A 16,447-nucleotide genomic window follows, 5' to 3' on the forward strand; every position below is an offset into this window, starting at 1 on the left:
GTGTAGCCGCTAACAATTTCTAACGAACTGATCATTGCCACTAATCTGCGTATAGTAAGAACTTAGCCGGTTAATTATCCCCCGTAACGAGTCAAATATTATGTCTGGACAGCCCGAGACGGAAGCTTCTTTAGGGGCTTTTCGCCTGAATCAGCGAATTCTTTCCATCGTTATCTTTAACTTTGCCAGTTATCTTGCCATCGGGCTGCCGCTGGCGGTCTTGCCCGGCTACGTTCATGACGTAATGGGATACAGCGCCTTTTGGGCAGGATTAGTCATCAGCCTGCAATATCTCTCTACGCTACTCAGCCGCCCGCACGCCGGTCGTTACGCTGATTTATGGGGGCCCAAAAAAGTTGTGATTTTTGGCCTGTTCGGCTGCCTGCTTAGCGGGATCTGTTATGCGCTGGCTGCGCTTAGCGCCGCCTGGCCGCTGATCAGTCTGGCTTTGCTCTGTATCGGGCGGCTGGCGCTGGGGATTGGACAGAGCTTTGCCGGTACCGGCTCCACGCTCTGGGGCGTTGGCGTCGTGGGTTCGCTGCATATTGGCCGGGTTATCTCGTGGAACGGCATCTGTACCTACGGTGCGATGGCGCTGGGGGCGCCGCTTGGCGCCTTGATTTATCATTTCGGCGGTATTTTGCTGTTGGCGGTGGTTATCATGGCGATCGCGATTATCGCTATTTTGCTGGCGCTGCCGCGTCCGTCGGTAAAAGGCAATAAAGGCAAGCCGCTGCCGTTTCGCGCAGTGTTGGGGAAGATTTGGCCGTTCGGTCTGCTGTTGGCAATGGCCTCAGCGGGATTTGGCGTGATCGCCACCTTTATTACGCTGTTTTATCAGGCGAAAGGCTGGCCGGGCGCGGCTTTCTCATTAACGTTGTTCAGCCTGGCGTTTGTTGGTACTCGTTTACTGTTTCCCAATAGCATCAACCGGCACGGCGGATTGCGGGTCGCGCTGGCCTGCTTTGCTGTGGAGGCGCTGGGCCTGTTTATCGTCTGGCTCTCTTTTTCCCCGTGGCTTGCCAACCTTGGCGCGTTGCTGACCGGAGCAGGTTTTTCACTGGTTTTCCCGGCGCTTGGTGTGGTGGCGGTGAAAGCGGTGCCGCAGCAGAACCAGGGCAGCGCATTGGCGACCTTCACGGCGTTTATGGATCTGTCGCTGGGCATTACCGGGCCGGTCGCCGGTTTTATTATGAGCTATGCAGGCGTGCCGGTTATCTATCTACTAAGCGCTTTGCTGGTCTGCCTGGCTTTATTGCTGACGTGGCGCATGCGCCACCAGCCTGAGGCGACGCCATAAAAAAGGCCTCCAGTGGAGGCCAGAAACAGCAAAGACACAAATAACAGATAACATCTGCAGAACCGCGCCAGCATTAAGCCTGCAGCAGTTCAATACTTTGGCGGATCTCGCGTTCGATATCCGCCTCGCTCCAGTTCGCCAAATCTGAAGAGAAAGGTTCAAAGGCGTAAATGCCGCGATAACCCATCTGCTCAAGACGCTGCACCTGCGTTACGCTGTTCAGCACATCGCTGCTGCTGAGCATAATACGTTCTTCATCGGTCAGTTCTGCGGTTGGGCGTCTGTCTTCCACGCCGGAGAGGTGAACCAGTCCGATACGATCGATATCAATGCCAGAGGCGAATTCCTGCTCAGCCTGTTCATATAAATGGTGATGGAAAGTATCAATCAGCACGTTAAAAGGCACCTGCGCATCACGAATTAGCGCCTGCGTCTGGACGGCGGAACGCAATGAGCTTTGCGGGAACCCCAACGGCTCTACCAGTGCTTTTACGCCATACCGCTCAAACAGCGGCGCAAGCTTTTGCAGCGCGGCGATAGTTTTCTCCGGAGCAATCGGCTGGCCATCGTTTAACGGACACAGCACCAGCGCGCCAGCACCAATCGCCTGCGCCTCTTTTAACAGCGCTTCCGCCTGGGTCAGCAATGCATCATCTATACGGTTAAAGGGATAGAGCGCGTTGATCGTCACAATCTCCATGCCGTACTGCTGCGCCAGCGCCTTTACCTGCTGGTGACTTAGATTATCGGTCACCTTGCCGCTGGGCATGTCGTTACGTAATTCCACCTTATTCAGGCCAAGCCGCTGAACCAGTTTGAAAAACGATTCAATGCTGAGACTGGGCGCGATTTTGCGGTTGATACAGAAACGAGTGGGATCGATGGCCATGGTGTGCTCCTGCAAAACGTTAGGTAAAAGCCAGCGCGGTGACATAGCGGGCGGTTGAGTTAAAGAGAACATTTATTTCAAACTTAAGGAAGAATGAAACCTAGGTTTTTAGATCTGCTTCGCAAAAAATTTCATTTTTCAGCTATGCGTACGCGGGGAAAAGAGAGGGAGGCGATAACGGAAAGGCGCTAACCGCCGCTCGTACGGCCTGGCAAGCTGAAACGGCTGCGTGACGTTACGGGAAAAATGCGATCCATCCCGCTAAAAATGATTTTTCCAATCCGAAATATTTGAAAAATTTATTTCAGTATAATAGGGTCAATGCACGGATACGGGTTAAATCTCGCTAGCCGATAGCGCAGCAAGCCATCGGCAGGGGCCACCACATTGATGAGGCATGAACATGAATATCGTTGGAAACTTTATTGGCGGCAAAATCACGCATAGCGCCAGCAATGAAACTGTTCCGGTTTACGATCCCGCTACCGGTAAAGTGGTGCGCGAACTCACCCAAAGCACCGCAGATGAGGTCGCTCAGGCGATAGCCGTCGCGCATGAGGCCTTCCCGGCGTGGTCTAAAACTTCTCCGCTACGTCGCGCGCGCGTCATGTTCAATTTTAAAACGCTGCTGGAAAAGCATCGCGAGGAGCTGGCGGAGCTGATTGTCAGCGAGCACGGTAAGGTTTGGTCGGATGCGCTGGGCGAACTTACGCGCGGCATGGAGGTTGTTGAGTTTGCCTGCGGCATCCCGCACCTGCTTAAAGGGGAATATTCGCCGAATGTCGGCACCGGCGTCGATAGCTATTCGCTGATGCAACCGCTGGGCGTGGTGGCCGGCATTACGCCGTTTAACTTCCCGGCGATGGTGCCGATGTGGATGTTCCCGATTGCGCTGGCCTGCGGCAATACTTTTGTTCTGAAGCCCCCGGCGCTTGACCCCTCCGCAGCCGTGCGCATGGCTGAGCTGTTGAGCGAGGCCGGGCTGCCGGATGGCGTGTTTAACGTCATCCACAGCTCTAATGAAAACGCTGAACAGCTCTACACCGACAGTCGGGTTCAGGCGGTGAGTTTTGTGGGTTCATCGGGCGTGGCGGAGCATATCTATAAAACCGCCAGCGCTTACGGTAAGCGTGTCCAGGCGTTCGGCGCGGCCAAAAACCATGCCATCGTCATGCCGGATGCCGATCTGGATGCCACGGTAAATGCGATTATGGGCGGCGCTTATGGATCTGCAGGTGAACGCTGCATGGCTCTGCCGGTAGTGGTGGCGGTTGGCGATGATACCGCTGATAAGCTCATCGCTCGCCTTACGCCGCTGGTAAAAGCGCTACGCGTAGGGCCGGGTATGCAAAAAGGCGATGAAGAAAATGAGATGGGGCCGGTGGTCTCTGCCGTCCATCAGAAGAAAGTGCTGGGCTATATCGATAAAGGCGTAGCGGAAGGGGCATCGCTGGTGGTTGACGGGCGTAATTTTCAGGTGCCGGGTCACGCAGAAGGTTACTACGTAGGCGGTACGCTGTTTGATAACGTCACCAGAGATATGGTGATCTGGCGCGAAGAGATTTTTGGGCCGGTATTGGGCATTATGCGCGCGACCGATTATCAGAGCGCGCTGGAGCTGGTCAACAGCCATGAATTTGGCAACGGTAGCGCAATCTTTACCAACAATGGCCATACCGCCCGTGATTTTGTGCAAAATGTTGAGGCGGGCATGGTGGGGGTAAACGTGCCGGTGCCTGTTCCAATGGCTTTCCATAGCTTTGGCGGCTGGAAACGCTCCGTGTTTGGGGCGCTGAACGTTCATGGCCCGGATGGGGTGCGCTTTTATACCCGTATGAAAACCACCACGGCGCGTTGGCCGAGCGGCCAGCAAACGGTATCTGAATTCAGTATGCCAACGCTGAGCTAACCGGTTGATTAAGGAGAAACGTATGTCGTTACTGGCTAAACGTCAGCAGCCTGATACCAATGGGCGTATCCAACACATTACGCCGGAAAACGCTGGCTGGCGCTTCGTGGGCTTTGATGTTTATCTGCTGAAACAAGGGCAAAGGCTAACGCTGGAAAGCGGAGATAAAGAGCTGTGCCTGGTGTTGGTGGCCGGGCTGGCTTCAGTGAAAACGCAACGGGCGGAGTTTCCTGATATCGGCAAACGCCAGTCACCTTTTGAACGCACGCCGCCTTATTCGGTCTATGTACCTCATCAGGATCGTGTTGAGGTTATCGCTGACTCCGATCTGGAGCTGGCGGTATGCAGCGCGCCAGGGCGGGGCAATTTACCGGCACGGCTGATAGCACCCGAGGATGTGGGCGTTGAGCATCGCGGCAAAGGACGCAACAAGCGGCTGGTACATAATATCCTGCCGGATGATAAGCCTGCCGACAGCCTGCTGGTGGTAGAGGTATATACCGACGAGGGCGATACCAGCTCTTATCCCAGCCACAAGCATGACCAGGAGGATTCACCCGATGAAACCTACCTGGAGGAAACCTACTATCATCGTTTTCAGCCGGAGCAGGGATTTGCCATGCAACGCGTTTATACCGACGATCGCTCGTTAGATGAATGTATGGCTCCCTATAATCGTGACGTTGTTAAGGTGCCACGCGGCTACCATCCGGTCGCCACGATTGCCGGATACGACAACTATTACCTGAATGTAATGGCGGGACCGGTGCGCAAATGGAAATTTACCTGGGAGAAGGATCACGCCTGGGTTAACAGCGAAAGCTATCCGTCTAAAGGGAAATAAACGCCGTTGGGAAAGGCGATGCCAGGCAGCCTTAAGTGGTGCCTGGCTCCCGGTAAGGTTACCCGTTATAAAACCTGAACTGGCTGCCTGGTTGCCTGGTTGCCTGCCTGTCTGGCTGCCGACAAGGTTACCCGTTATAAAAAAGCAGCCTTACACCGGCTGCTTTTGATTAGCAGGAAAAATTAACCACAGAGTTACTCTTTGGCATTATTCAACGCCAGCGATACCGCCAGCGTCTGGGCCAGACAAAGAGAAGCCACCTGGGAACGGAAGCCATCTACCTGCGCTTCGCGCACCACAAAGCAGACATCACTGAAGGCAGCCAGCGGGCTGACTTGACTATCGGTAATCGCTATTTGCTGCGCGCCGCGCCGGGCCCCCATTTCTACCAGCTCGACCCCTTCACGTGCGTAAGGCGAATAGCTGATGGCAACCACCACATCTTTTGGATTCACCAGGCTGAGCTGTTCGGTGAACATGCCGCCCAGACCATCGATCAGAAAAGCCCGTCGTTCCAGGTGGCGCAGGGCGTAAGTCAGATACGATGCCACGCTAAAAGAGCGGCGCAGGCCAATAACGTAGATGTTTTCAGCGTTGTTCAGCATCTCTACCGCTTTATTCAGCTGCTCCGGATTGGTCTGCATTGCCAGCTGTTGCAGAGCCTGTGAGTTCACCATGGTGAACACATTAAGGATTTCCGCCGGATTTTCAGGGGAGGCCGCGGCTTCGTCGGTTGCCGTTTGCCGGAACAGCCGCGCCCGCTCGGTATAGTTAACCGTTTCTTCCATCAGATGCTGGCGGAAAACCTGCTTCATTTCATTAAAGCCGCTGAAGCCAAAAGCGTTGGAAAAGCGAATCAATGTAGAGGGCGGGACGTCAGCCTGCTGAGCAATAGACGCGACGGTATCGAAAGCAATGCTGTTGCTGTTATCAAGGATATAGCGTGCAACCTGTTTCAGACGTTTACTGAGCGTATCGTAACGACGACGAATGTCGTCCTGTAACAGGGAAAGCTGAGTAGGATTAGTTGTCATTATTTTGGCCTGCTAAAAATGATGGGTACCTTGCTGAGCAATATTCTACCAGACGAACGGAAAATTTCATTTGAATGACGGATTAGCAGGGTTTATTTCATCGCAACATGAATTGCTTCACAAAACGTGGTGCTAAATGCCCGGTTTTTAGGGAATAAAAGCCCATAAAAGCTGCCATTTCACCGCTATTATTCATTAAAAAATAACGCCGCCGAGGTTACTTTCGGCGGCATCAGGCATCTTGATGTTAGCTGACCTGGCGTAGCGGACGGGCTTCGCGCCAGTAGCCGATTAACGTCAGATAATTATTTTTTACCTGTTCGATCAGCTGGCTGTCATTCAGTTCACCCTGTAACCACTGACGTGACGGCTGGCCGAAAATAGTGCGTCCCACGGCGAAACCTTTCACCCAGGGAGCCTGTGCGGCATCGCGGAAACCCGCTTTCAGCTTATCTTCCGGCGCATCCAGCCCCAGCAATAAAATGCCCCGGCACCAGGGATCGTGTTGCTCAATAATAGCACCCAGCGCCTGCCAGCTTTTCAGCGACAGCGGCGGCAGTTTCCACCAGTCGGGCTGTACGCCAAGGTGATAGAAATGCTCAACAATATCAAGATAGTAACTTTCCTGACGATCCGGATTCTCCTCCGGAAGGATCACTTCCAGCAGCAGTTCGTGGCCCGATTTATTACAGCCGCGCCAGACATCAAGAACCAGCGCATCCTGCTGCGCGCGCAGTTCTGTCTTATCGTGCGGATGATAAAAGACCAGACATTTCACCACATGCTCCTGTGGCCAATCGATAAGCTGCGAGCCAATATTGCCATGTTCAAGGCGCAGCGGACGCGAGCCAGGCATTTCAATTGGTCGCCCGATCCACCAGCCTTTACCGGTAATCGCGTTGAGCGCCTGCTGCCCGTAGGTGGTATCGGCCAAAATGCCGCTGTGATTTTCTAAGCCAGCCTCGCTCGCTGCCGCTTCAGCCGCCTGTAGCAACAGCATTTTTAACTGCGGAATACGGGACGGATCGGCACCGGCATCCTGAGCCATATCAAACAGCTGTTTGCGATGGTCAAACGCAAACACGCAAAGCTCCTGCCACTGCTGTTTGCGGGTGGTGACCCGATGCAAGTGATTAAGGCGTACATCGCGGTCGGGGCGCTTCACGTCGTTATCCCGACTGAGATAATCATCCAGCTCCGCTTTGGTCGGCATCGCTGGCGCACAACCATGACGTGACACGACCAGCGCGCCACAGGCGTTGGCATAGCGACACGCCTGCTGCCAGCCTTCATCATTCAGCCAGCCGCGTAGCAGGCCGGACATAAAGGCATCGCCCGCGCCCAGCACGTTTAATACTTCCACACGTACGCCGCTTTGCAACGTGGTTTGCTCCCAGCTATCAGGAATATCGCCTTCAAAAACCACGCAGCCTAATGGGCCACGTTTGCATACCAGCGTCGCTTTGCTGGCCTGACGTACCGCTTTCAAGGCCGTCAGCGTATCGGTGCTGCCACCGGCGATATGGAATTCCTCTTCTGTGCCCACAATCAAATCAAAATAGTGCAGCACTTCCTGCAGCTGTTGAGTAACGTGTCCTGACTCAATAAAACGGGTTTCCCCATCGCCTAATGAGGTCAATCCCCACAGCACCGGACGATAATCGATATCCAGCGCGGTACGCAGCCCGTGCCGCCGGGCAATCTCCAGCGCCTTTAATACCGCTGCGCGCGTGTCGGGATGGGAAAGATGTGTACCGGTGACCGCCACCGCGCGGGCAGAAGCGATATAGTTTTCATCGATATCCTGCGGCGTCAGGCCCATATCCGCACAGTTATCGCGATAAAAAATCAGAGGAAAAGTATCTTCATCTTTAATGCCCAATATCACTAACCCGGTTAAACGGTGCTTATCGGTAATTAAAAATTCGGTATCGACGCCTACGCGCTGCAGTGTTTCACGCAGGAAGCGGCCATTATGTTCGTCGCCAACGCGCGCCAGCATCGCTGATTTCAGGCCCTGAATCGCGGTGCCGTAAGCGACATTACCGGAGGAGCCGCCAAGGTATTTGGCAAAGGTGCTGATATCTTCCAGGCGCGCACCGATTTGCTGACCATAAAGGTCAACGGCAATACGGCCAATACAAATCACATCAAGCCGCTTCTGTTGTGTACTCATACCTGTTGTTTCCTTCTGTGATAAGTCGTCACTGTCGAGCATCTCCAGAAATTTTGCGGGAAAACTCGAAAATCCGATCGCACCGGATCAACTGTGCTGGCAGTATGAGGAATGAATATTCCAAAAACAACATGAAATGAAATTAATGGCCCAAAAATGTGAGGCGGGTAAAAATCTTTCTGATTCCTCATCATAACAAAAGCTGAGGCGACTGGCGGGTAAATGCGAAATTTCTACCGTTTTATCACCAATATTGAATCATTTACGCCTGTGAATAAATGAAACGGAATAACTATTTTTTTCGCTCCCGCTATTTCTCGTTTCACCTGCTGCCGCTGGCAGGTCGCCTGCCGGGCTGGTTGAACCCATTATTTGATCTCTCTCGCAAAATGAAATGTTTCTTCTGTAATCGTATTTTATGAAAAAAATATTTGTTTATAATCGCCTCACGTTTCACTCATAAGCCGTCAGGCGGCGGTGGTTTTGGCCGTCGACATACGCGAATCACGGCGCGCCCTGTTAACGGTTCCGCCACGGGTAAAGGATAAGCAAATGGGCAAGATCAGATTAACCACGGCACAGGCGCTGGTGAAATTCCTTGATAATCAGTACCTCTCTGTTGATGGCGTGGAAACCAAATTTGTTAAAGGTATCTTTGCTATTTTCGGCCATGGCAATGTGCTGGGTCTTGGCCAGGCGCTGGAGCAGGACAATGGCGATCTGGTGGTGCATCAGGGTCGTAACGAGCAAGGTATGGCACATGCCGCTACCGGGTACGCCAAGCAAAAATTGCGTCGGGAAATCATCGCCTGTACCTCTTCCGTCGGTCCCGGCGCAGCCAATATGATCACTGCCGCAGCGACGGCAACGGCTAACCGCATCCCGCTGCTGCTGCTGCCTGGCGATGTATTCGCCACGCGCCAGCCCGATCCGGTGCTACAGCAAATTGAGCAGAGCCACGATCTAAGCCTGAGCACCAATGATGCCTTCCGCGCCGTCAGTAAATACTGGGATCGCGTCAGTCGCCCTGAGCAGCTGATGACCGCCTGTATTAATGCCATGCGCGTCTTAACCGATCCAGCGGAAACGGGGGCGGTAACGCTGTCGCTGCCGCAGGATGTGCAGGGCGAAGCCTGGGATTATCCCGACTATTTCTTCCAGAAACGTGTGCATCGCTTAGACCGTCGTCCCGCCACTGAAGCGCAGCTACAGGATGCGCTGGCGCTACTGGCGCATAAGCGTAAGCCGTTGATCGTCTGTGGCGGCGGCGTGAAATATTCCGGCGCGGGCGAAGCGCTGCGCCAGTTTGCTGAACAGCATCAGATTCCTTTTGCAGAAACGCAGGCGGGCAAAGGCACCCTGGTTTCCGATCATCCGTTGAACGTGGGCGGCGTCGGCGAAACGGGTTGTCTGGCAGCGAATCTGCTGGCGAAAGAGGCCGATCTGGTGATTGGCGTCGGCACGCGCTATACCGATTTCACCACCGCATCGAAATGGATATTCCAGCATCCTGAGGTCAGCTTCCTTAATATTAACGTCAGCAATTTCGATGCCTGGAAACTGGATGGCGTTCAGGTGGTTGCTGATGCGCGCGAAGCCTTAACCATGCTGAATGAACGCCTGATTGCACAAGGTTTCAGCAGCGGGTGGGGCGCGAAAATCGAGCAGGCGCAAAGCAAGCTGCTAAAGGAAACGCAACGCGTTTATCAGGTGGCATACAGCGAAGAAAACTTTGTGCCGGAAATTGATGACAGCATCGATCGCGAGGCGCTGTTTGCCGAATTCAATCGCCTGACCGGCTCCTTTCTGACCCAGAGCAGCGTGTTGGGCACGTTGAATGAGCAATTGCCAGAAGATGCCGTGATTGTCGCGGCAGCGGGCAGTCTGCCAGGCGATCTGCAACGCGTATGGCGCACCAAAGCGGCGAACGGCTATCACGTTGAATATGGCTACTCCTGCATGGGCTATGAAATCAGTGCTGCGCTCGGCGTTAAGCTGGCTGAACCGCAGCGCGAAGTCTACGCGCTGGTCGGTGACGGCTCTTTTATGATGCTGCATTCCGAGCTGGTGACCTCCATTCAGGAGAAGGCCAAAATCAACGTGGTGCTGTTCGACAATATGACCAACGGCTGTATCAACAACCTTCAGCTGGAACATGGTATGGACAGTTTTACCACCGAGTTTCGTTTTCGCGATCGCGAGAGCGGCAAGCTGGATGGCGGCTTTATCCCGGTTGATTTCGCCGCCATCGCCGCCGGTTACGGCTGTAAAACCTGGCGCGTGACCACGCTGGAAGAATTAAGCCATGCGCTGGAAGCGGCGCGTAAAGAAACCGTATCAACCCTGATTGACGTGAAAGTTTTGCCCAAAACCATGGTGCATAAGTATTTCAGCTGGTGGCATGTCGGCGGCGCGCAGGTTTCGACCTCAGAGCGCATCGATGCCGTGGCTAAGATGCTGAACGAGCATGTCGAGCAGGCGCGTAAATATTAATACTAATAATTCTTAATTATCTGACATCTACCCTGACAGCGAATCCTGCCGGCCAGGCTGGCGGGTTCGCGCTTACCCTGAATTCTGGAGACATCATGACTCTGAAACTTGGCGTTATCGGCACCGGCGCAATCGGCCAGGAACATATTCGTCGCTGCAGCAAAGTGCTGCAGGGCGCTACCGTAGTAGCCGTCTCTGATATTAACCTTGAAAGCGCAAAAGCGGCACTGACGCGTCTTGGCCTGCAGGCGGAAGTGTATGCCAATGGTCATGACGTGGTGAAAGCGTCAGACGTCGACGCGGTGCTGGTAACCTCATGGGATCCGACCCATGAAGAATACACGCTGGCTGCTATTGCCGCGGGCAAGCCGGTTTTCTGTGAAAAACCGTTAGCGATGACCGCTGAAGGCTGCCGTCGCGTTGTCGATGCCGAAATCAAATTCGGCAAACGCCTGGTGCAGGTGGGTTTTATGCGTCCTTACGATGTGGGCTACCGCGCGCTGAAAAAAGTGATTACCGACGGCGGGATCGGCGAGCCGCTAATGCTGCATTGCGCGCACCGCAACCCAGCGGTGCCGGAGAGCTATACCACCGATATGGCGATTACCAGCACGCTAATCCATGAACTGGATGTGCTGCGCTGGCTGACCAACGATGACTATAAAACCGTGCAGGTAGTTTTCCCGCGTGTAACCTCAAAAAGTCATGCTCGCCTGAAAGATCCGCAAATTGTCCTGTTTGAAACCCAGAAGGGTATCCGCATCGATGTAGAGATCTTTGTTAACTGCGCCTACGGCTACGATATTCAGTGCGAAGTCGTGGGCGAAGAGGGCGTTGCTAAACTGCCGGAACCTTCAGCAGTACAGATGCGTAAAAGTGCCCAGCTTTCTACTTCCATTCTTACCGACTGGAAAGACCGCTTTATCGATGCCTACGACGTCGAGCTGCAGGCCTTTATTAATGATGTCAGCAACGGCACCCTGACCGGCCCGTCAGCGTGGGACGGCTATGCGGCTTCGGTCGCTGCCGATGCCTGCCTTAAGGCGCAGGAAAGCGGCGCGATTGAGCCGGTTGAGCTGCCGCCTCGTCCGGCTTTTTACGACAAGGTTTAATTCCCCGTCTCTTCCCGCTCCGGCGGGAAGAGCGCGCATCATGCACTGAGCAATCAGGGAGAAGGTTATGAAGATCGCGTTCGATGTAGATGTCATTAAAGATTTAGGCATCACAAAGATGGTTCATCAGGTGGCGGACTGGGGATACAAATATATTGAGCAGTCGCCGCATCCACAGATTAATCCCTTTTATAAGCACCCGAAGGCCAGTCGGGAGATCATGACGGAATACAAAAACGCGCTGAAAGCCACCGGCGTGGAGATCTCTTCATTTATTGTGGTTTATCGCTGGTCTGGCCCGGATGAGCTGCGTCGCCAGGCAGCGGTCAAAAACTGGAAACGCATGATCGAGATTGCGGTTGAGATGGGCGTGCAGGTGATCAATACCGAGCTGTCTGGTAACCCGAACGAGCCGGAAATTTGTGAAGAGATGTTCTATCGCTCAATGGAAGAGCTGCTGCCGATCGTAGAGCGCGAAGGCATCCGCCTTGAAATCCAGTCCCATCCCTGGGACTTCTGCGAGCGCAACAATGAAACCGCCGATATCGTGAAATCGTTCCGCAGCGAGAACGTGAAGTATGTTTACAGCGTGCCGCACACCTTTTTCTATGACAACGGCAAAGGCGATGTGAAAAGCATGCTGGAGTACGTTGGCGATGACCTTTCGCACGTGCTGATTGCCGATACCATGAACCACACCAGGCACTGCCGCTATATCGTCAACCCGCCAGGCGTTGATGCCGCAGTGCATCAGCATGTCGGCGTGGGCGAAGGCGAGGTGGATTTCACTACGCTGTTTAAGACCCTGCGCGAAATGGATTTTGCCCGCCGCAGTTGGCAAGTCGGCGGCGAATCGATCATTACCTCAGCGCTGTTTGGCTACCCGGAAAAGATGAAATACCAGGCGGTTGAGACACGTGAACTGATTGAGCGTGAGCTGCTGGGCAAATAAGGTGGTTAGCTCTGCCGGAGCCTGACCGCGTGACGGCCAACGACCGTCGTATCGAACAGAGAATTCATCATGAATAAAGATCACGTAAAACTGGCGATCGCGCCGATTGGCTGGACCAACGACGATATGCCAGAGCTGGGGAAAGAGAACACTTTTCAGCAAACCGTAAGTGAAATGGCACTGGCTGGTTTTAGCGGTAGCGAGGTCGGCAGCAAATATCCGCGCGATCCAGCGGTGCTGAAGCCGATGCTGGAGATTCGCGGCATTCAGATCTGTAACGCCTGGTTCAGCACGTTTTTCGCTAACGGCGAAAAGGCGAAAACCATTGATGAGTTCATTAATCATATGAACTTCCTGCACGCGATGGGCGCGAAAGTGATTGGCTGCTCTGAGCAGAGCAAAAGTATTCAGGGCACTTCACTGGCGGTATTCGAGCAGAAACCGATATTTACTGATGAAGAGTGGCGCTTAACCGCAGAAGGTTATAACGAACTGGCGAAAATTGCGGCGGAAAAAGGTATGCAGGTTTGCCTGCATCATCATATGGGCACCGGCATTCAGACGCCAGCTGAAATTGACCGTTTCCTGGAATTAACCAACGATGACGTCTGGTTGTTGTACGATACCGGCCATCTTTACTACTCAGAAAACAGTGAGCAGGCGATGCTGGCAGTACTGGAGAAACATCTGTCACGCATTAATCATGTTCACCTGAAAGACGTACGTGATGAGGTTGTCGAGGAGGTGCGCAAGCAACGGCTTTCTTTCCTTGATGGTGTGAAGCGCGGCACCTTTACCGTGCCCGGCGATGGTGTAATCGACTTCAAACCGGTGTTTAAGATGCTGGACGAAGCAGGCTACCGCGGTTGGATGGTAGTAGAAGCGGAGCAGGATCCGGCACTGGCAAATCCGTTTGAATATGCGGTAAAAGCACGTAGATATATTCGCGAGACCGCCGGGATTTAACGCCGTAAAAAAGACACGGTAAGGCAGTACTCGGGCAATAAAGCGATATAACGAAGGTAATGGGGAAGGGCATGGCTAACAGGAAGGCGAACCGGATCCCAACCCCACACGATTTAACGTTTAAACAATTTTTGACCCATCCCGATACCGCCCGGGATTTCATGCAACTGCATCTGCCTGCAGAACTTCAGGCTGCCTGTGACTTCAGTACCCTTAAACTGGAATCAGGCAGCTTTATTGAAGAAAACCTGCGACCTTACTTCAGCGACGTACTCTATAGCCTGAAAACCACGACCGGCGATAACGGCTATATCCATGTCCTCATTGAGCACCAGTCCACACCGGACAGGCATATGGCATTCCGGCTTCTGCGTTACGCGGTGGCCGCCATGCAACGTCATCTGGAAGCCGGGCATGATCACTTGCCGTTGGTGATACCGATACTGTTCTATACGGGCAGGCGCAGTCCTTATCCCTGGTCAAATTGCTGGCTGGATGACTTTAGTAACCCAACGCTGGCACAAAAGCTCTTCAGCGGAAGTTTCCCGCTTGTTGATGTGACCGTCATATCTGATGATGAGATCATGGGCCACCGTAGTATGGCGGCACTCACACTACTGCAAAAACATATTTATCGACGAGATCTGGCAGACCTGTTGGACAAACTGGCCATGCTATTAACGACAGAGTACATGTCAGGACAGCAGCTGGTTTCGCTGATAAACTACCTTGTACAGGTGGGCGAAACTTCAGACGCAGAGACTTTTGTACGCAAACTGGCACAACGGGTGCCGCAGCATAAGGATGAACTGATGACCATCGCACAACAGCTTGAACAGAAGGGCATCGAAAAGGGCATCGAAAAAGGCATCGAAAAGGGTATCCAGCTCGGTGAACAACGCGGGATTGAAAAAGGCGAGCGCGAAGCGACCTTTAAAATTGCCCGCACCATGTTGCAGAATGGCCTTGATTGCCATACCGTCATGAAAATGACCGGTCTTACCGAGGACGATTTGGCACAAATTCACCATTGAAACCTTGATCAGCCACAGCGTGTAGAGAGCGTCGCCACCTCGGCTATATTGCCAGTCAGATAAACTATTTGTGAGTGGGCCTGCCTGAAACGGACGAATAAAAACGCCGTCATTAGCTGACGGCGTTTTTTATAGCAACGGTGTGCGGCTTATTTCAGCGTAATGGTATTAATGATGTTTTCAGCCTGCGTCTGCGCCTGCTGTTGATTATCAGCCGGTAAGGTAATTTGCAGCGTCAGCAACTTGCCTTCAGCTTTCGCTAATACCACGGAGGACCATGCTGTCTGGTTATTAGCGGAAACCACCGTATCCAGCTGCTGCGCCGCTTCGCCTTTCAGGCTGATCGCCTTGTTAGTGACCACCTGAAGCTGAGGATCGCGGTTACGCTGCTGCTGCTCCAGGCGCTTAGCCAGCACGTCCAGCCCTTCATTGGTTGCATCGCCATCGATTACGATAATGGCGCGCTGGCCGCTTTCATCGGCGTAAACGTGCATGTTATTGGCCTGGGTGCCCAGCTTGCCGCTTTTATCCGACATGCCTGCGGGCAGGTTAAAGCTTAGCTTGCCATCCATTAATGATACAGTCTGCACTGAAGTGCTGGCGCTGGCGCCGTTATCGTCTGCGGTGGCCTTATCCTGCTGATCGCAAGCGGCCAGACCCACGACCAGTAAACCTATCCCAAGATATTTTGTAAGTTGACGCATCAGGTTCCCTTTCTTTATTTGTCTGGCAATACAAAGCTTAATACAAGCTGAATCAGCGCTCAAAAGCAACTAAACGTATGTCACAGAATCTTGCCGTACATAGGTTTTCTAAGACAACGCTGCATAACATCCAGTGTCAAAATTGCCATGGCCTATACGGCTAGCCGAAATGGTATTGTGTCCGCTGTGTGCGCTCTGCCAGTCGCTTAAGCGCTGCGTTAAGCAATACGCCATAGGCGGGCAAAAAGAAAACCATACAGATCAAAACTTTAAAGCTGTAATCCACCAGCGCGATTTCCACCCAGTGCTGAGCCATAAAAGCATCGGTGCTTTTATAAAATGCGATAAAGAAAAAGGCGAGCGTATCGCTAATATTGCCTAAAAACATGGCGCAGGCGGGTGCTACCCACCACTTTGGTAACTGACGCAGACGATTAAAAACGTGTACGTCCAGCACCTGTCCCAGCGCATAGGCCATAAAGCTGGCGCAGGCGATACGGGCAACAAACAGGTTTACTTCGCTTAGCGCGCCCAGGCCTTGCCAGCTGCCGTTGTAAAACAGCGAAGAGACGCCGTAGGAGATAAACAGCGCCGGAATCATGACCGACAAAATAATGCGACGAGCCAGCGGCGCGCCAAAAATGCGCACGGTCAGATCGGTAGCCAGAAAGATAAACGGAAAGCTAAAGGCCCCCCAGGTGGTATGGAAGCCAAAAATCGAAATAGGCAGCTGTACCAGATAGTTACTGGAGGTGATTATCAGAAGGTGAAACAAAGAAAGCCAGACAAGCGCATGCTTCCGCTGGCGCGGTGTTAAAGAGATCATAATTTACCTTTTTACGTTGGGGTGAGGGAACCCAGTCTTAATTAAGTTTTGTACCGTTACGGATGGCAAAGCTTTATGGCGCGCTCAACGGCTCAAAAACCCTGGCGCGGGCGCATCTTACCGCGTTACCTGCAGTTTGCAATGGTTAGTTTTCACGCAAACGTTCACCTTCCTGACCGCTTGCGCAACAGAGCGTCGGGGGTAGAAT

General features: G+C 53.2%; 13 protein-coding genes. 8 read left to right on the forward strand and 5 right to left on the reverse strand.

The genetic code is table 11. The features are described 5' to 3' along the window. The first annotated feature begins 100 nt into the window (after positions 1-100). Positions 101-1,300 carry an MFS transporter gene (locus tag J2X14_RS11720; RefSeq protein ID WP_352411393.1) on the forward strand — a complete coding sequence of 400 codons (1,200 nt, stop codon included), beginning with the start codon at positions 101-103 and terminating at the stop codon, positions 1,298-1,300. A 73-nt stretch (positions 1,301-1,373) separates the two neighbouring features. Here the strand turns inward: J2X14_RS11720 and J2X14_RS11725 are convergent, their stop codons facing one another. After that, complete coding sequence (locus J2X14_RS11725) at positions 1,374-2,189, reverse strand: TIM barrel protein (RefSeq protein WP_352411394.1); 816 nt, start codon at positions 2,187-2,189, stop codon at positions 1,374-1,376. Positions 2,190-2,592: 403 nt separating this feature from the next. On the opposite strand from J2X14_RS11725, the gene J2X14_RS11730 reads away from it, so the two are divergent. Further along, positions 2,593-4,098, forward strand: a complete 1,506-nt coding sequence (locus J2X14_RS11730; RefSeq protein ID WP_352411395.1) for a CoA-acylating methylmalonate-semialdehyde dehydrogenase — start codon at positions 2,593-2,595, stop codon at positions 4,096-4,098. A gap of 22 nt (positions 4,099-4,120) precedes the next feature. Next, positions 4,121-4,942: a 5-deoxy-glucuronate isomerase gene (gene iolB, locus J2X14_RS11735; RefSeq protein ID WP_352411396.1), complete on the forward strand. Its 822-nt coding sequence runs from the start codon at positions 4,121-4,123 to the stop codon at positions 4,940-4,942. A 194-nt stretch (positions 4,943-5,136) separates the two neighbouring features. Here iolB and J2X14_RS11740 read toward each other — a convergent pair whose 3' ends face one another. Further along, positions 5,137-5,976: a MurR/RpiR family transcriptional regulator gene (locus tag J2X14_RS11740; RefSeq protein ID WP_352411397.1), complete on the reverse strand. Its 840-nt coding sequence runs from the start codon at positions 5,974-5,976 to the stop codon at positions 5,137-5,139. 247 nt (positions 5,977-6,223) lie between these two features. Then, on the reverse strand, positions 6,224-8,152 hold the full coding sequence (locus J2X14_RS11745) for a bifunctional 5-dehydro-2-deoxygluconokinase/5-dehydro-2-deoxyphosphogluconate aldolase (protein WP_352411398.1): 1,929 nt from the start codon (positions 8,150-8,152) through the stop codon (positions 6,224-6,226). A 552-nt stretch (positions 8,153-8,704) separates the two neighbouring features. On the opposite strand from J2X14_RS11745, the gene iolD reads away from it, so the two are divergent. The 5 genes from iolD to J2X14_RS11770 all read left to right on the forward strand — a co-directional run bounded on the left by iolD (position 8,705) and on the right by J2X14_RS11770 (position 14,709). Beyond that, complete coding sequence (iolD, locus tag J2X14_RS11750) at positions 8,705-10,645, forward strand: 3D-(3,5/4)-trihydroxycyclohexane-1,2-dione acylhydrolase (decyclizing) (RefSeq protein ID WP_352411399.1); 1,941 nt, start codon at positions 8,705-8,707, stop codon at positions 10,643-10,645. A gap of 95 nt (positions 10,646-10,740) precedes the next feature. Continuing rightward, positions 10,741-11,757: a bifunctional inositol 2-dehydrogenase/D-chiro-inositol 1-dehydrogenase gene (gene iolG / locus J2X14_RS11755; protein WP_352411400.1), complete on the forward strand. Its 1,017-nt coding sequence runs from the start codon at positions 10,741-10,743 to the stop codon at positions 11,755-11,757. A 67-nt stretch (positions 11,758-11,824) separates the two neighbouring features. After that, positions 11,825-12,709, forward strand: a complete 885-nt coding sequence (locus J2X14_RS11760) for a sugar phosphate isomerase/epimerase family protein (RefSeq protein ID WP_352411401.1) — start codon at positions 11,825-11,827, stop codon at positions 12,707-12,709. A 69-nt stretch (positions 12,710-12,778) separates the two neighbouring features. Further along, positions 12,779-13,675, forward strand: coding sequence for a myo-inosose-2 dehydratase (gene iolE / locus J2X14_RS11765; protein WP_352411402.1), 897 nt, complete (start codon positions 12,779-12,781; stop codon positions 13,673-13,675). Between the two features lie 71 nt (positions 13,676-13,746). After that, positions 13,747-14,709 (forward strand): Rpn family recombination-promoting nuclease/putative transposase, encoded by a 963-nt coding sequence (locus J2X14_RS11770; RefSeq protein ID WP_352411403.1) that lies wholly within the window; start codon positions 13,747-13,749, stop codon positions 14,707-14,709. Positions 14,710-14,858: 149 nt separating this feature from the next. Here the strand turns inward: J2X14_RS11770 and J2X14_RS11775 are convergent, their stop codons facing one another. Continuing rightward, positions 14,859-15,413, reverse strand: coding sequence for a DcrB family lipoprotein (locus J2X14_RS11775; protein WP_352411404.1), 555 nt, complete (start codon positions 15,411-15,413; stop codon positions 14,859-14,861). A gap of 160 nt (positions 15,414-15,573) precedes the next feature. Further along, on the reverse strand, positions 15,574-16,239 hold the full coding sequence (locus J2X14_RS11780; protein ID WP_352411405.1) for a 7-cyano-7-deazaguanine/7-aminomethyl-7-deazaguanine transporter: 666 nt from the start codon (positions 16,237-16,239) through the stop codon (positions 15,574-15,576). Positions 16,240-16,447: the final 208 nt, after the last annotated feature.

The sequence above is a fragment of the Mixta sp. BE291 genome, assembly GCF_031457955.1.
Classification (GTDB): Bacteria; Pseudomonadota; Gammaproteobacteria; order Enterobacterales; family Enterobacteriaceae; genus Mixta.

Excerpts from the sequence above, each read along its gene's own strand:
- J2X14_RS11730 (WP_352411395.1), top strand. The coding sequence starts at position 2,593 with ATGAATATCGTTGGAAACTTTATTGGCGGCAAAATCACGCATAGCGCC.
- iolD (WP_352411399.1), top strand. The coding sequence starts at position 8,705 with ATGGGCAAGATCAGATTAACCACGGCACAGGCGCTGGTGAAATTCCTT.
- J2X14_RS11780 (WP_352411405.1), bottom strand. The coding sequence starts at position 16,239 with ATGATCTCTTTAACACCGCGCCAGCGGAAGCATGCGCTTGTCTGGCTT.
- J2X14_RS11725 (WP_352411394.1), bottom strand. The coding sequence starts at position 2,189 with ATGGCCATCGATCCCACTCGTTTCTGTATCAACCGCAAAATCGCGCCC.
- iolB (WP_352411396.1), top strand. The coding sequence starts at position 4,121 with ATGTCGTTACTGGCTAAACGTCAGCAGCCTGATACCAATGGGCGTATC.
- J2X14_RS11775 (WP_352411404.1), bottom strand. The coding sequence starts at position 15,413 with ATGCGTCAACTTACAAAATATCTTGGGATAGGTTTACTGGTCGTGGGT.
- J2X14_RS11740 (WP_352411397.1), bottom strand. The coding sequence starts at position 5,976 with ATGACAACTAATCCTACTCAGCTTTCCCTGTTACAGGACGACATTCGT.
- iolG (WP_352411400.1), top strand. The coding sequence starts at position 10,741 with ATGACTCTGAAACTTGGCGTTATCGGCACCGGCGCAATCGGCCAGGAA.
- J2X14_RS11745 (WP_352411398.1), bottom strand. The coding sequence starts at position 8,152 with ATGAGTACACAACAGAAGCGGCTTGATGTGATTTGTATTGGCCGTATT.
- J2X14_RS11760 (WP_352411401.1), top strand. The coding sequence starts at position 11,825 with ATGAAGATCGCGTTCGATGTAGATGTCATTAAAGATTTAGGCATCACA.
- J2X14_RS11720 (WP_352411393.1), top strand. The coding sequence starts at position 101 with ATGTCTGGACAGCCCGAGACGGAAGCTTCTTTAGGGGCTTTTCGCCTG.
- iolE (WP_352411402.1), top strand. The coding sequence starts at position 12,779 with ATGAATAAAGATCACGTAAAACTGGCGATCGCGCCGATTGGCTGGACC.
- J2X14_RS11770 (WP_352411403.1), top strand. The coding sequence starts at position 13,747 with ATGGCTAACAGGAAGGCGAACCGGATCCCAACCCCACACGATTTAACG.